Source organism: Streptomyces sp. NPDC047515, from assembly GCF_040643055.1.
In the GTDB taxonomy this organism is placed as follows: Bacteria; Actinomycetota; Actinomycetes; order Streptomycetales; family Streptomycetaceae; genus Streptomyces.
The window spans coordinates 38735-54690 of the sequence record NZ_JBEYTM010000055.1; the positions used below are offsets into that span (position 1 = coordinate 38735).

A 15956-nucleotide genomic window follows, 5' to 3' on the forward strand; every position below is an offset into this window, starting at 1 on the left:
GGTCCCGTTTACTGGCCAGGCGGTGTCCGGCACGGAGGCGACGTGAGCCTGATCTGCGGCTTTCGTATGGAACGTGAGAAGGCAAGCCTCGACAATGCCGCTTGACTGATACGGGTGGTGAAAGGGAGCGGCCCAAGCGGAGGAACCGTGAGGGCCTGAGTACCGATGCGGGGCTTGCTGGCGGACCGGCTCGTAGTAGTGATGAACCCTTTGTAATGAAGGGGGAGCGAAGGGGCCGGGTCATCCGTGACTGTTTGTTCGTTCGGTCAACCGGAATTTCTCCGGGAGGAGCTGGGTGGATCAGTTGAAATCATCAGGCAAGCCGTTTGAGATCTCGAAATGGGAGGTTCAGGAGGCGTACGAGAAGGTCAAGGCCAACAAGGGTGCGCCAGGGGTGGACGGGCGTTCCATCGAGGACTTCGAGAAGGATCTGAAGAATAATCTTTATCGGATCTGGAACCGTCTATCCTCGGGGGAGCTACTTTCCCCCTCCGGTAAAAGGTGTGGAGATACCGAAATCGCATGGCGGCGGGGTTCGTTTGCTCGGGGTGCCCACAGTAGCTGACCGAATTGCCCAGACTGTGGTAGCCCGGCGTCTTGAGGAGAGGGTCGAGCCGATCTTCCATCACGACTCCTATATGGTTACCGTCCTGGGCGGTCCGCGTTGGATGCGGTCGCGGTATGCCGAAAACGCTGCTGGAAGTACGACTGGGTGACTGATCTGGACATCCAGAAATTCTTCGACAGCGTGCCATGGAACCTCGTTGTCAAGGCGGTCCAGGCCCACACCGATCTCCCCTGGGTAGTGCTGTATGTGCGGCGGTGGCTTGAGGCGCCGTTGCAACTGCCCAACGGGACCTTGCAGCGGCGTGATCGTGGGACCCCGCAGGGTTCTGCGATTTCGCCTGTGCTGGCTAATCTGTTCATGCATTATGCGTTCGACATGTGGATGGCCCGGGAGTATCCGGGCGTACCGTTCGAACGGTACGCAGACGACGGTGTTGTGCACTGCGTCAGCGAGAGCCAGGCCCGGAAACTGCGGGAGGCAATCGCGAACAGGATGCGGGAAGTCGGGCTGCGGCTGCATCCCGACAAAACCAAGATCGTGTACTGCCGGGATGGTAAAAAGCGCCGACGGCCTTACGGGCAGACGGAGTTCACCTTCCTGGGGTTCACTTTCCGGGCCCGCAAGGCCATCGACAGGAACGGGGAGAGGTTCACCTCGTTCCTGCCGGCGATCAGCAAGGAAGCCTCGAAGAAGATCAGCGGTGAAGTGCGGCAATGGCGGCTTCACCGACAGATCGGCCGGACCTTCGCCGAGCTCGCACGGGCGATCAATCCAATCGTTCGGGGCTGGATGCAGTACTTCGGTGCGTTCTACCGGACAGCTCTGCTTCCCCTCCTGGAGCGCATCAACGCCTACTTGATGCGCTGGATCCGAAAGAAGTTCAAGCGGCTGCGGACCTTCAAAAAGGCCCATGCGTGCTGGCGGCGTATCACGCGTCAGTACCCCAGGCTATTCGCCCACTGGGCATGGGTTCCCACGTTCTGGTGACCAGGATGACAAGAGCCCGGTGACGGGAGACTGTCACGCCGGGATCTGTGAGGGCCAGGGGGTGAAATTCCCCCCGGCTACTCGACCGCAGGTTGCTCCGGTGCTCGGTCCGTGGACGACCGGATCGCTCAGACAGTGGCCGCGATGTGTCTGGAGCGTCGGGTGGAGCCTGTGGTCCATCCGGACTCCTACGGCTACCGGTCCAGGCGTCGGCGTTGGACGCGGTGGAGCGGTGCCGGCAGCGCTGTGGGCGGAGTGACTGGGCGGTCGATCTCGACATCCTGGCATTCTTCGGCAGCGTGGACCATGAGCCGATGCTCAAGTCGGTCGAGCGGCATGTCGACGCTGACGGGAATGGGTCCTGCTCTACGGCAAGCGGTGGCCGGTCGCTCCGCCGGCGAGGCCGATCAGCCCGCGTCCCCCAGGACTGCGAGCTTCATGGCGCACCCTTCGTCGAGTGTTTCAGGACCCCGCGGGCGTCCGGGGCACAAGCTCCGTCCCGTACGCCCTTCGTCGTAGAGCCCTTCCGCACTGCGCTCGGCGCGGCTCGTTGTGGCGGGCCCCCACCGGGGCTCATCCCACCGGGGCTCACCCTACCCGCGGCTCGCCCGCGGGTGCGCCGCTGTCCTGCTCGCGCGCTGGGGCCGCGCCCGGTGCGGTCCCCTCGTCGGCCGGGGCGTCCGCCACCGACGGCACCACCTCCGGAGCGGGAATCGAGCGGACCAGCAGACTGACCGCGCACGCCACCGTGGTCACTGTCATCACCAGGTACATGACCCGGTAGTCCAGCACCCCGATCAGTGCAGCGCCCGCCGTGAGCGACAGGGTCTGCGCCCCGTCCTTCGCGGTGTTGACCGTGGCGTTGACGCGGCCCTGCATGCGGGCCGGTGCGTACAGGTGCACCGCCGCGCCCAGTACCACGGCCACGAACGGCAGACCCGCACCGATGAGTGTCGTCCCGACGAGGAAGAGCGCCACATCGCGGGAGACGCACAGCAGCAGCCCCACCGCGACGAGTCCGTAACCGACGCAGCTGGTACCGACGTCCCCCAGCCGCCGTACCACCGTTCCGGAGATCAGACCGCCGAGCGCGGAACCGGCGCCCTGGATCGACGCCATGACCCCGATGAACGCCGCCGGGCGGCCCAGGCCGTGATCGACGGCGGCGAAGGCCGCGGTCTCCAGCATGCCGATGCCGCCGAGGAAGACGACCATCGCCAGCGTCAACCGGAACAGCAGCGGTGTGCCGCGCAGGTAGCGCAGGCCGGCGGCGAGGGAGGTGCCGAAGGACTCCTCGACGGGATCCGGTTCCGACTCGACCACCTGGACCGAACCGATCAGCAGCGCGGCCGCGCTCAGTGTGAGCGCCCCCAACACGGCCAGCGCGGCACCGCCGAAGGCCACGTACACCCCGGCTCCGGCCACCGGGGAGGCGATGCGCACGCCTTCCCTGGTGGCGATGAGGAGCGACCTGGCCTGGACGGCGTCGGACGACGGCAGCAGGTCCTTCAGCAGCGCCTGACGGGCGGGTGTGGAGACCAGCACCCCGTAGGCGAGGGCGACCACATAGATGATCCACAACTGGCCGGAGCCCCGGACGGCCAGCAGGGACAGCACGAGAACCGCCATGCCGCCGTACATCCTGACCAGCAGCGGTTTGCGATGCACCCGGTCCACGAGGTGCCCCAGCAAGGGCGCCGACAGGCCCGGCACGGTGAGTGCCAGCATGACCAGACCGGCGGCGGCGTTCGAGCCGGTGAGGTCCTTCGCCCAGATGGCGAGTGACAGAAACATGGCGCTGTCCCCGAAGCTGGAGACCGCCTCGCCGGCGAACATCCGACGGAACTGCGCATTGCGGCGAAGAAGCGCCCACACGGCTGACCTCCACTGCTGGCTGGGATACGACCGAGGAAGGCACCCGTACGACGACGGGTTCCCTCCCTGGCCCTCGGTCGGTGAGCTGTCAGTTCTCGCCCATGGCCACCCGCAGGCTCCTGGGACGCATGTCCGTCCAGACCGCGTCGATGTGGGCCAGGCACTCCTCGCGCCCGCCGCTGAAGTCCGTGCGGTGCCAGCCGGCCGGGAGCGGCCGCCCCTCGGCCCACAGGCTGTACTGCTCCTCGTCGTTGTGGACCACGCTGTACCGGGTGCCGGTCGTCTGCTCGCTCATGAGATTGCTGCCTTTCTGACTGACGGTTGAATCGACTGGAAGGATCTGTTCGGGCGCACGACCGGTGACGGTGTGCTGTGCCTTGTTCAGGGTCGTCTCAGGCGCTCCTCGACGATCCGCCGCACCCCGTTGCGGTCGGTCTTCCCCGAGGCGTTGCGCGGCAGTTCGTCGAAGAACAACAGGCGTCCCGGTCGCATGTGGACCGGCAGGTCCCGCCGCAGACGTTCGCGCAGCGCGGCCTCGGCGGCCCCCTGGTCGACGGGTTCGCCCTCCCCGGCCCGGTACACCACGGCGAGATGCAACTCGGCCCGCCCACGCAGCGCTTCGGTGAGCAGGGCGACGGCCTGCGAGACGCCTGGGGTGCGCTCGGCGGCCGACTCGATCTCGCCCAGCTCGACCCGGTGTCCCCGGATCTTCACCTGGTCGTCGATCCGGCCGTGGAAGACGTACTGCCCGTCGGCACCGATCCGCACCATGTCACCGGTCAGATAGGCACGGGAGCCGTCGGGGCCGGTGGTGAAGGACCGGGCGGTGAGACCGGGCTCACCGACGTAGCCGCGCGCCACGCCGACCCCGTAGAGGCAGAGTTCACCGACCTCACCTTCGGGCACGGGCTGCCGCGACCCGTCCAGCACCTGGGCGCGCAGGCCGGTGATCGGTACGCCTATCGGCAGCGGGTCCCGGTAGGGGGGACGGACCTCGGTGCACAGGCCGCAGACGGTCGTCTCGGTGGGGCCGTACCCGTTCCACAGGGTACCGACGACCCCGTCCAACTCCTCGGCCAGCGCGGCGGGCAGCGCCTCCCCGGCGCTGACCAGTTGGGTGAAGGTCCGCTCACCGGCCAGGAAGGGAAGCAGTAGCCGCAGCTGACTGGGTGTGGCGTACGCGGCGCCGGGTGCCTGGGTGAGCAGCCATTTCGCGAAGAACTCCGGGTTGCGCGCACACCGTGACGGAGCGACGGAGATCGTGCCGCCGCTCGTCAGCGGCACCAGCATCTCCGGCACCGACATGTCGAAGACGATGCTGCTGTGCGCGAGCATCCGGTCGCCCGGCCCCAGCCCCATGGACTCGGAGAAGTGGTCCAGCATGGTGAGCAGCCCGGTGTGCTCGATCTCCACTCCCTTCGGGAGCCCGGTCGAGCCCGAGGTGAACAGGATGTACGCGGCAGGCTCGCCCACGTCCGGCGGGCCGGCGGTCCCGGTCGCCCGCGCGGAGACCACGTCGGCGACGGCGGCGTGGACGATGCCGTCGGCGTACGGAAAGGGAACGGCCGCCTCGCAGCCCGCCTGTCGGACCTGGTGGCGGCGGCGCTCGGCCGGCGCGGCCGGATCGAGCGGCACCGCCACCGCGTCCAGCAGCCAGGTCGCCAGCAGGGCGACCACGTAGTCGGTGCCGTACCCGCACTCGACGGCGACCCGCGTGCCGGGGCGTACCCCATCGGCCGACAGCCTGGCCGCGCGGGCGCGGGCGGCGGACTCCAGTGCCGCGTAGCTCAGTTCGCCGCTCTCGTCGACGATCGCCACGGCGTCCGGCTGGACCTGCGCCCAGTGCAGGATGCGGCCCAGAGAAGGAGCGGGGCTCACAGCCCACCTCCCGTCAGTTCCTGCCGTACGAGGGTGGTGAGCCCGCCCAAGGTGGGATTCTCGAAGAAGTCGACCAGATCGATCGTGACGTCCAGCTCCTCGCCGAGGAGAGCCAGCAGCCGCATGGCCTTGATGGAATGTCCGCCCGCGTTCAGGAAGTTGTCCTCCGGCCGGACGCTCCCGGTGCCGAGCACCTCCTGCCAGAGCGCGGTGACCGTGCCGTCGACCGGGTCGCCGTCCTGAGACGGATCGGCGGACTCCGCCGGAGCACAACCACCGGCCGCGGCCGACGTCGACAGGAGTGCCTCGCGGTCGGCTTTTCCATTGGCGGTGACGGGGACGCGGTCGACGACGATCACCGTCGGCAGCATGTACTGCGGCAGTTCGCTGCGCAGTGCGCCCCCGAGCACGGTGACGTCCAGGGCTGCCTGCGGTCCGTCCCCGGCGGTCTCCGGTGCCACGAAGGCGATGATCTCGATGCCGTCGTCCGTCGGACGTGCGTGCACGACGGCGTCGGCCACCCCGTTCTGCCTCCGTACCGCCGCCTCGATCTCGGCGAGTTCGACGCGATGACCACGCACCTTCACCTGGTCGTCGAGCCGCCCCACGTACTCGTACCGCTCACCGGGCAGGACCCGTACCTGGTCGCCCGTGCGGTAGAGCCGCTGCCCGGGACGCCCGGCGAACGGGTCGGGGACGAAGGCCGCGGCGGTCTGCGCCGGGGCGTCGAGATAGCCGTGGGCGAGCCCCTCGCCGCCCACGTGCAGTTCCCCGGTCCCGCCGGTTTTGACCCGGTGCCCGGATGCGTCGAGGACGTACGCCGTGCTGCGCGGGAGCGGGCGGCCGAGGGGGACCACGCCCTCGGCGAGGTCCTCGGCGGTCACCTCGTGGGTGGTGCTGAATGTGGTGTTCTCGGTGGGGCCGTAGCCGTTCACCACAGCGGCGGGTGGGGCGGCCGCGAACAGCTTCCCCAGCCTGCGTGCATCGTGCTTCTCGCCGCCGAAGAGCAGCACCCGAAGATCCCGGAAGGCGTCCGGTGCGAAGTCCACCATCTGGTTGAGGAGGGTCACGGTGAGGAACATGACGGAGATGCGCTCGTCGGCGAGGAAGGAACGCATCCGCTGCGGTGACAGCAGGATGTCCCGGTCTGCGACGACGAGCGTGCCGCCACCGGCCAGCGCTCCCCAGATCTCCAGCGTCGCCGCGTCGAAGGCGGGATTGGAGACATGGGCGACCCGGTCGGCGGGGCCGAACGTCACGAAGTCCGCGTCCGGCACGAGCCGTACGACGGCACGGTGCGGCACCACCACCGCCTTGGGACGGCCCGTCGAGCCCGAGGTGCAGATCACGTAGGCGACATCGGCGCCGGTCACCGCCGCCGGGGCCACCGGGGCCTCGTCGGTGACGAGCAGCTTCTCCAACAGGTGGGCGGGCACCATCTCCGCGAGCAGTTCGGCCGTCGCGTCGTCCGTGACGACGGCCGCCGTTGCCGCGGTACGCACGATGTGCCGGGTGCGCTCGGCCGGCTGAGCGATGTCCACCGGCAGGTAGGCGGCGCCCGCGTACAGGATCCCGAGGCATGTGGTGACCGACGCGATGCCACGCTCCATGGGCACGGCCACCACCGCGCCGCGGCCGATCCCGGCCGTCCGGAGCCCCGCGGCCACAACGCTCGCCCGCCGGTCCAGCTCCCCGTACGTCAGCGTCGTCCGCCCGTCTCGCACCGCCACCGCGCCGGGATGCTCCACGGCCCGGCGGTGCACCCTTTCGTGGATCGGTACGAACACGTCGAGCGCGTCCGTACCGTACTCCGGCAGAGGCGTGTCCGGCTGCGCGAAGGCCTCGCCGACGGCCGTCACCATGCGTCGGTGCAGGGCGGCCGCCGCCTCGTCGGTGAACAGGTCTGTGGAGTACTCCAGTTCGCAGACCGTTCCGCGACCGGTCCGCGTGACCAGCCACAGCACCTCGTACTTCGCGGTGCCCGTGCCGATCTGCTCACGCTCGGCGCTGTGACCGTCCCACCGCAGCCCGCACCGTGTGGTGTCCATGTAGGTGAGGGCGGTCTGAGCCAGCGGGGCCCGCGAACGGTCGGTGCCGGACCGTACCTCCTCGACGAGCGTCTGGAACGGCACCTGCTGATGGGCCAGGGCACCGGTCACCACACGACGCACCAACCGCACCACGTCACGGGCCGTGGCCTCCGGCCGGACGGTGAACCGCAGCGGGAGCGTATCGACGAACATGCCGACCTCGCCCGCCTGGGCGGGACCCCGCGACGAGGCCGGCACGGCGAGCACCAGGTCCCGGTCGCCCGTCACCGCGATCAGGCCGGTCACATAGGCGGCCACCCACGCCATGAACGGGCTGAGCCGTTCCTCCTCGGCCGACGACAGGATCGTCGACACCTGCTCGTCCGTGAGCAGGATGCGATGGGCGGCGCCTCCGACACCGGGCCGCGCAGGACGGGCCAGATCGTGCGGCAGGGACAACGCCCCCGGGCAGCCGGCGAGCATCGTCCGCCAGTGGTCCAGCGCCGCCCCGGCATCCCGGGGTCGTACGGACACGGCCTGCCGGCCGGCGGATTCCCGCTCCCAATCCGTGCCCTCTGAGCCCGAGCCGTCCTCGTAGAGGTGCTGGAGCTGTGTTTCGAGGAGGTCCAGCGAGACCCCGTCGCACACCAAGTGGTGCACGGTCAGGACCAGTTCAGCGCCCGCGTCGCCGCGGTCCACGACGAGTGCGCGCAACAGCGGAGGCCGGCCGAGGTCGAACGGTGTGCGCACCTCGGTGTCGACGAGTTCGCGCACACTCTTGTCCGACACGCCCCGCGCGTCCACCCACCGGCAGGCCACGGAGGCCTTCTGCGCGGTCAGTGAGAGCGCGGGCTTCACGAATCCGCGCCGCAGTGCCTCGTGCCGGGCCGCCAGCGTGTCGAGCGCGGCGCGCAGCCTGATGACGTCGAGACCGCCGGGAAAGCGGTAACGGACGGCGAGATGGTAGACGGCGCTTCCCGGGTGGAGCTGTTCGGCGGTCCACAGCCGTTCCTCGGCGGCGGTCAGCTCCCTCGTCTCCGGCGCTCCCTCATCGGGGCCTCCGCTCAACACCGCCGACAGCGCGCCGAACTCCGGGTACTCGTAGAGGATGTCCAGTTCGAGCTCCTGGCCCATGAGTTCGCGCAGCGAGATCGCCACCTCCACGGAGAGGACGGAGTCGCCGCCCTCGTCGAAGAAGTTGCAGTCGTCGCGGACGTCGTCCAGGCCGAGGGCGTTGCGCCAGATCGCGGCGACGGCCTCACGGAGCTCCGCCGCGGAACGTGCTCCTGCGGGGGCGGGCCGCTCACTCATCGGTCGCACCTGCGGTCCCGGCGGCCGACGGCTGGTCGCGGGTCACCAGCCAGTCGCCGATCGCCAGCGCGTCCAGCGTCGAGCGGGCGTACGTGGCGACCGCGACGTCCGGCGTCCGCACGATCGGCTGGCCGCGCAGATTGAACGAGGTGTTGACCACCATCGGGATGCCCCGGTCGTCACCGACCCGGCGGATCAGGCGCCAGAACCTCGGCGCGCTCTCCCGGTCGACGGTCTGCACCCGGGCCGAGCCGTCTACGTGCGTGATCGACGGCAGCTTGTCACGGTACTCGGGCCGCACCTGTGCCACGAACAGCATGTGACGGTACATCGACTCCTGACCGGGTTCGATCTCGAAGTAGGTGGTGGCCTCCTCCGCCAGGACGGCCGGCGCGAACGGCCGGAACTCCTCACGCTGCTTCACGACGGTGTTCAGATGGGCACGCATGCCGGGCGATGCCGGGTCCGCGAGGATACTCCGGTTGCCCAGCGCACGCGGGCCGAACTCCATCCGCCCCTGGAACCAGGAGACGACCTTCCCCGCGCCGATCAGCGACGACACCTCGGCCAGCAGTTCGTCCTCGGCCAGCTTCCGTACGGTGAATCCGGCGCCCAGCCCACGCAACTGCGCCTCGATGTCCGCGTCGTCGAACTCCTCGCCCCAGTAAGGCATCGTCATCGGGGCCGGCGGCGCCGGTACGCGCTGCTGGAGCTGCCACAGAGCCGCGCCGAGGGCCGTACCGTCGTCCCCCGACGCCGGCTGCACGAACACCCGGTCGAACAGACCGCTGCGGGCGATCACCCCGTTGGCCGTGCAGTTCAGCGCGACACCACCCGCCATGCACAGATTGCGGGAGCCGCCCGCGCTGTCCGCCGTCTCGCGCAAGACATACAGGAGGCTCTCCTCCAGCTTGCGCTGGACGGTCGCCGCGACATCCATGTGCCGCTGGTCGAGCGCTGCCTCCGGATGCAGGGCCGGACCGAACAGCTCCTCCAGCCGTCGGATGGCCCCCCGGTGCGTCTCGCGCTCCGTCGGTGACTTGTCGTGCGCCAGGACGGGGACCAGCAGCCGTCCGCCCGAAGCCCTGCGCACCAGCTCGTCAGCCACATTCGCGTACCGGCTCGCGTCCCCGTAGGGCGCCAGGCCCATCACCTTGTACTCGTCCATTCCCGGCAGGAACCCCAGGTACTGGGTGACGACGCTGTAGAGGATGCCCAGTGACGCGGATATGGAGTAGCTGCGCACACCGTGCAGTGCGTCACCGCTGCCCCGCAGCACCGACGTGGACTCGGCCTCGCCCATACCGTCGGCCACCAGAACCGTCGCGTCGGGGAACCCGCTCAGGTAGTAGCTGCTGGCGGCGTGTGCGACATGGTGGCCCACCCGGACGAACTTGCGCTCCCAGTCCTGGTCCGGATAGTGCGCGCGCAACACCTCGTACTGCACGTCCTCGCTGTACACCTCGCGGTACCAGCGCCGGGCGAACTCGTCGAGCTCGAACGCGACGGACGGCTCGTACCGGAAGCCGTGCGCGACGAAATCGACGTCGTCCAGGGTCACTCCGGCCATTCTCAGGCACGCCTCGACCGCGTCGACGGGGAAGGCCCCCGTGCCCTTCACCCCGTCGTGCCGCTCCTGCGCCGAGGCGGCGATCACGCCCTGCTCCCCGACCAGGGCCGCGGCCGAGTCGAGGCCCTGCACCACACGCTGTTCCCGCCGGTCCAGACCGGGCAGCATGTTCTTCTTGACGGACAACGATCGGTCGAGTCCGCTGACACCGAGCACCAGCACGTCGAGTTCCTTTCGAAAGGGTCCAGCCGGATTCGGATGTGCACGGCGGATCAGGACCGGCCGGACACGCCCCCGTCGGTCTGATCTGTCGGATCGTCCGGGCCGGCGAACACCTCGGCCACGTCCCCGATCCAGGGCTCCCGCATGAGCTGGTAATGATCGCCGTCGGCGTACGAGACACGCAGCGTCCCGGCGCACCGCTCCCACCCGGTGATCTGGGCGCGGACGGCCGTCTCCTCACTCCGGCGGGACACCACGAGGTGCACGGGGCCCGGGTAGGGGGAGGGCCGGTGTCCGGCCAGGCCGGACAGCATCCCCTGCCAGAACTCCATGAGTGACGCGGTGACGGGCCCGTTCAGCTCGGCCAGCGCCTCCGCGTCCACGCCGAGCAGCCGCAGCACGTCGTCGATGGCGTGCTCCGCCAGGAGCCGGCGCGGTCCCAGCCGTGCCACATCAATACGCAGCCGCCCCAGCGCCGCCGCGTCCGCCGCCGTGTCCGGCCCCTGTCGGGGAGCGGCGTCGATGACGACGACACGATCGGCCACGATGCCCCGGTCCGCCAGCCGTGACGCGACCTCGTGCGCCAGCACACCGCCCGCCGACCAGCCCGCGATCACGGGCCGCCGCCCCCGGAGCAGGGGCGCCAGTTCGCGGGCGTAGCCCGACGCCAGCGAGGCGAAGTCCGCCGTGTCCCCGCCGCCCATCAGGTCCCCCTGGACCCCGAGGACCTCGAAGGACCCCGAGATCCGGGCCGTCAGATCCCGGTAACAGAAGAGCGTGCCGCCGAGCGGATGCACCAGCACCAGTGGCTGGAGCCCGGGAGAGCCGCCGAGGCCGATGACGCTGCGCGGGCCGCCGCTTCGGCCCCTGCCCTCACGCTCGTGCCGCGCGTCGTCGAGATACGCCGCCTGACCCGCCAGCGTGGGAGTGCTGTACAGCTGCGGCAGGGGAACCGTGGTGCCGAACGCGGCGCCCAGCTCACCCGCGAGCCGTACGGCCAGCAGACTGTGACCGCCGATCGAGAAGAAGTCGTCCTGTCGGTCGGCACGAAGGCCGAGGAGCTTGTGCCACACCTCGGCGACGCGCCGCTCCGTCCGGGAGAACGCCGACTCCGTCGCGCCACGGCCGGGTTCGCCCGGACCTCCGATTCCTTCAGACGTCCCGATTCCTTCGGGACCAGAGCCGGGGCCGGCGGTCAGCAGGGCGCCACGGTCCAGCTTTCCGGCCGGGGTGAGCGGCAACGCGTCGACCACGACGAAGTGCACCGGAACCGCTGCCGACGACAGCAGCGAGGCGGCATGCCGTCGCAGTTCCCGCTGGTCCGGGGCGCCGCCCTGGGCCGGTACGACGTTCGCCAGCAGCCCCTCGTGGTCCGGATGGCGGCCGACGATCGCGCCGGCCACGCCCGGATGGGCGCGCAGCACCGCCTCGACCTCCTCCGGCTCGACGCGCTCGCCGAGCACCTTCAGCTGGTGATCCACTCGCCCCAGGAACTCAAGATCGCCGGAGTCGGTGAGACGGCCGACATCACCTGTGCGGTAGAGACGACTGCCCGCCGGGCCCCAGGGGTCCGGCACGAAACGCTCGGCCGTGGCCCCGGGCCGGCCGAGATAGCCCCGGCCCACCCCGGCGCCGCCGACGCAGATCTCACCCGCGGTGCCGGGCGGCACTTCGCGCCCTGCGGCGTCCAGGAGATGGATCCGGGTGTTGGCGCAGGGCCGGCCGATGACGGGCCCGCCGTCGCCTGTCACCCGTGAGACGGTCGCTTCGACCGTCGCCTCCGCAGGCCCGTAACTGTTGAACACCTGCACCCCGGAGCGTACGCCCAGCGCCGCCCACAGGTCGGGCGGGCACGCCTCGCCTCCGAAAACGAGCAGCCGAGGCGGCCACGGAGCATCCAACAGCCCTTGCTCTACCAGGAGTTGAAGCTGGACGGTGGTCGTGTCGATGACGTCCACAGACCGCTCACGGTCATGGGCGAGGGCAACGAGATGTCCGGGGTCACGCCGCTGCTCCTCGTTCAGCACGCACAGTGTGTGACCGTCGAGCACCAGGAGAACCTGCGCCAGCAGGAAGTCGGAGATGTACGCCGACGTGCCGGTCACCACCCGCAGCGGCCTCTCGGTCCCCAACGAACGGGTACGCGCCAGCGGTGTTCCCACCGCGTAGGCGGCAAGGCTGCCGTGCTCGATCATGACGCCCTTGGGACCGCCGGTGGTGCCGGACGTGAACATCACATACGCCAGGTCGCGGGCGCTCACGGACGGCAGCGCGGAACTGTCCGGGCCCTCCCCGGACCGCGAACCGGTCTTCCCCTGCCCTGCCTCGTGCGTGACGGACGACAGATCGAACAGCGGGTGACCGCTCGGGGCGGCCTTCGGGTCGTCGGTGATCAGCACAACGGGCCGGGCCTGATCCAGCATCGAGCGCAGGCGGTGTTCCGGCAGGCCGGGATCGAGCGGGACGAACGCGGCCCCCGCCTTCCACACCGCCCAGAACGTGGTCAGCGCTGCCGATCCGGGCCGCAGGAAGATTCCGACCAGATCGCCGTGACGCACCCCGTCCCGGCGCAGCCGCCGGGCGAGGCGGTCGCTGTCCGCGTCCAGCCGGGCCAGGCTGATCCGTGTCCCGCCGTCCTCGATCGCGAGCGCGTCCGGGGTACGGGCGGCCTGCCGCCGCAGCAGCTCGTGCACCGGAACCCTGCCGGCCGCCCTGGCGTCCGTCGTGTAGTTGAGCATGTCGAGCAGCGCCTGCTCGGCCTCGCTCAGCAATGGCGCCCCGTACGCGTCTGCTCCGATGTCCGCCGCCACCGCCTCAAGTGCCCGCAGGTGGTAGTCGCGCAGCCGGGTTACCTGGTCGGCCGACAGCTCCGCGGTGTCGTACTCCAGCTCCATCCACATTCCGCCGAGTACCGATTCCCGGCTGAGCGTGACGCTGAACGGGAAGCTCGTGGGAGCCACGCCAGGGACGTCGCTGCCCGGTCCCTCCTTGGCCAGCGCACCTGCCTCGGCGAGCGCACCGAACTGCGGGAAGCTGTTGTAGGTGAAGTTGACCTCGAAGAGCGGTGCACCACCCAGCTCGCGCCGGAGTGCGGCCATCGGATACCTGCGGTGCGGCAGCATCTCGCGCTCGGCGTCGAACACGGCCCGCGCCAGATCGGCCCAACTGCCTTCCGGCAGACGGAGCCTGAACGGCACGGTGTTGAGGAAGAGCCCCCGCACTTCGGCCCCGTCGGTCTCCTCCAGCCGCCCGTTGGCCGTCAGCCCGGTGATGACATCCGGGCTCCCCGTCGCCAGGCTCAACGCACGCAGATGGGCGGCCAGCAGCACTGCCTTGAGCGGAACCCCGGCCTGCGCGGCACCGTGCTCCACTGCGGCGAGGAGCCGCGGGGGCAGATGCGTGGTGACGTTGCGGTAGCCCGGCTCGTCGGACAACGCGGCCGAATCGCACGGGAGGCGGGTGTCGGGGCGGTCGGTGAGGAGGTTGTGCCAGTAGGTGGTGTGTGCGGGGTTGGTGAGTGCGTTTTGTTCGGCTGCGATGTAGTCGCGGTAGGTGGAGCGCAGGGGTGGGAGCGTGGGGGTGTGGCCGTCGAGGAGGGTGTGGTAGGTGTGGATGATTTCGGCGAGGGTGGAGGCGAGGCTCCAGCCGTCGAGGATGGCGTGGTGGTCGGTGACGGTCCACTGGAAGGCGTCGTCGGACAGCACATGGACCGTCATCCGGAACAACGGCGCCGCACCGACGTCGAACACCTTCGCCCGCTCGGTACGGACGCACTCCCGCAGAGCCGTGCGCTGCGCGTCATCCCCGAGTCCCCGCAGATCCAGCACCGTCAGTTGCACATCGGCGTCGGTGTGCACCAGTTGGAGCGGCTTGCTGTACCCGGTCAGCGCCAATGACGTACGCAGAACGGGATGCCGCTTCACCACCAGCGCGACAGCCCGCCGGAAGACCGGAGCGTCGAACGGACCGGCGACCGGAAGGTTCTCGACGTTCAGATAGGGGTTGCGGTCGGGGTCGCGTTGCATTTCGTAGACCATGCCGATCTGGAGTTCGGCCATGGGGTAGGCGTCGTCGAGGTGGTGGGGGAGGTGGTTGCGGTCGTGGGGTGTGAGGAGGGAGAAGGGTTGGGTGGTGGGTGGTGTGGTGGTGGGTTGTGTTGTGGTTGTGGTGGTGGGTTGTGTTGTGGTTGTGGTGGTGGCGAGGTCGGCGAGTGTGGGGTGGTGGAAGAGGTCTTGGAGGTGGAAGGCGAGTCCGTTGTCGCGGGCTCGGCCGAGTATCTGGATGCTGCGGATGGAGTCGCCGCCGAGGTCGAAGAAGTTGTCGTGGCGGCCGATGCGGTCGATGCCGAGGATGTCGGTCCAGATCGCTGCGAGCAGTTCCTCTGTCCCGGGCAGCGGGGCGATGAACTCGGCTGTGAGTTCCGGGCGTTCGGTCGTCGGAGCGGGCAAAGCCCGGTGGTTGAGCTTGCCTTGCGGGGTGAGCGGGAGGGCATCGAGGAGGACGAAGTTCCTCGGGATCATGTAGTCGGGGAGGTGGTCGGCGAGCGCGTCGCGGAGTGCGCTGGTGGTAGGCCTGTCGGTGCCCGGTTCCGGCACGAGATAGGCGACCAGATCCGTACGGTCCTCAAGATCGTCCCGGACGACGACAACGGCCTGGAGGACCGCATCCAGCCGGGCCAACTGATCCTCGATCTCTCCGAGTTCGATGCGGTATCCGTGGATTTTGACCTGGGCGTCGGCGCGGCCGAGGTATTCCAGGTCGCCGGCGGGTGTCCGGCGGGCGAGGTCGCCACTGCGGTAGAGGCGGGAACCGGGGGTCGGCGTCAGGTGATCCGGTACGAATCGTTGTGCGGTGAGTGCGGGTTGACCGGTGTAGCCACGTGCCAGGCCCGCGCCGCCGACGTGGAGTTCCCCGACCACTCCGATGGGGGTGGGGTTTCCGTACGGGTCGAGGACATGGAGTCGGAGGTCCGGGAGGGCGGTTCCGATTCTGGTGTTGTTGTTGAGTTGGTGTTCGTTGATTTCGTTGGTGGTGACGTGGACGGTGGTTTCGGTGATGCCGTACATGTTGATGAGGCGGGGTGTGGTGTGGCCGTGGCGGTTTGTCCAGCGGCGTACGGAGGGTGTGTCGAGTGTTTCGCCGCCGAAGACGATGGCGCGTAGGGCGAGGTCGTGGTTGTGGGTGTGGTCGGTTGCTTCGAATTGGCGGAAGGCTGATGGTGTTTGGCTGAGGAGGGTGATGGCCTGGTCGTGGACGAGGGTGTAGAAGGCGTCTGCGTCGCGGCTGGTGAGGTGGGGGACGACGACGAGGCGTCCGCCGGTGGTGAGGGCTCCCCACATTTCCCAGACGGAGAAGTCGAAGGCGTAGCTGTGGAAGAGGGTCCAGGTGTCGTCGGGGCCGAAGGGGAGGCGTTGTTGGGCGGCGTTGAAGAGGCGGGTGACGTTGGCGTGGGTGACGGTGGTGCCTTTGGGGTGTCCGGTGGATCCGGAGGTGAAGATGATGTAGCAGGCGTGGT

At 69.3% G+C, this 15956-nt stretch carries 8 protein-coding genes and 1 pseudogene; 3 read left to right on the forward strand and 6 right to left on the reverse strand.

Going from position 1 to position 15956, the window contains the following annotated elements:
• Positions 1 to 295: 295 nt before the first annotated feature.
• The 3 genes and pseudogenes from ABZ826_RS31635 to ABZ826_RS31645 all read left to right on the forward strand — a co-directional run bounded on the left by ABZ826_RS31635 (position 296) and on the right by ABZ826_RS31645 (position 1555).
• Positions 296 to 565 (forward strand): hypothetical protein, encoded by a 270-nt coding sequence (locus ABZ826_RS31635; RefSeq protein WP_361455915.1) that lies wholly within the window; start codon positions 296 to 298, stop codon positions 563 to 565.
• Between the two features lie 78 nt (positions 566 to 643).
• Positions 644 to 1168 (forward strand): annotated as a pseudogene (locus ABZ826_RS31640) (reverse transcriptase domain-containing protein); the annotation flags it as partial.
• Between the two features lie 93 nt (positions 1169 to 1261).
• Positions 1262 to 1555: a group II intron maturase-specific domain-containing protein gene (locus tag ABZ826_RS31645; protein ID WP_361455949.1), complete on the forward strand. Its 294-nt coding sequence runs from the start codon at positions 1262 to 1264 to the stop codon at positions 1553 to 1555.
• A 588-nt stretch (positions 1556 to 2143) separates the two neighbouring features.
• Here ABZ826_RS31645 and ABZ826_RS31650 read toward each other — a convergent pair.
• The 6 genes from ABZ826_RS31650 to ABZ826_RS31675 all read right to left on the reverse strand — a co-directional run.
• Positions 2144 to 3430: an MFS transporter gene (locus ABZ826_RS31650; protein ID WP_361455918.1), complete on the reverse strand. Its 1287-nt coding sequence runs from the start codon at positions 3428 to 3430 to the stop codon at positions 2144 to 2146.
• 88 nt (positions 3431 to 3518) lie between these two features.
• Complete coding sequence (locus ABZ826_RS31655; RefSeq protein WP_093897039.1) at positions 3519 to 3725, reverse strand: MbtH family NRPS accessory protein; 207 nt, start codon at positions 3723 to 3725, stop codon at positions 3519 to 3521.
• Between the two features lie 86 nt (positions 3726 to 3811).
• Complete coding sequence (locus ABZ826_RS31660; protein ID WP_361455922.1) at positions 3812 to 5308, reverse strand: amino acid adenylation domain-containing protein; 1497 nt, start codon at positions 5306 to 5308, stop codon at positions 3812 to 3814.
• The gene (locus ABZ826_RS31665) at positions 5305 to 8649 is read right to left on the reverse strand and encodes an amino acid adenylation domain-containing protein (RefSeq protein ID WP_361455925.1); all 3345 of its coding nucleotides are present in this window, start codon (positions 8647 to 8649) and stop codon (positions 5305 to 5307) included. The genes ABZ826_RS31660 and ABZ826_RS31665 overlap by 4 nt, the downstream gene beginning before the upstream one ends.
• Entirely contained in the window at positions 8642 to 10441 is a 1800-nt protein-coding gene (locus ABZ826_RS31670) for a carbamoyltransferase C-terminal domain-containing protein (RefSeq protein ID WP_361455928.1), read from the reverse strand. Before ABZ826_RS31670 ends, ABZ826_RS31665 begins: the two co-directional genes overlap by 8 nt.
• 50 nt (positions 10442 to 10491) lie before the next feature.
• A partial coding sequence (locus tag ABZ826_RS31675) for an amino acid adenylation domain-containing protein (protein WP_361455931.1) occupies positions 10492 to 15956 on the reverse strand: 5465 nt, incomplete at its 5' end.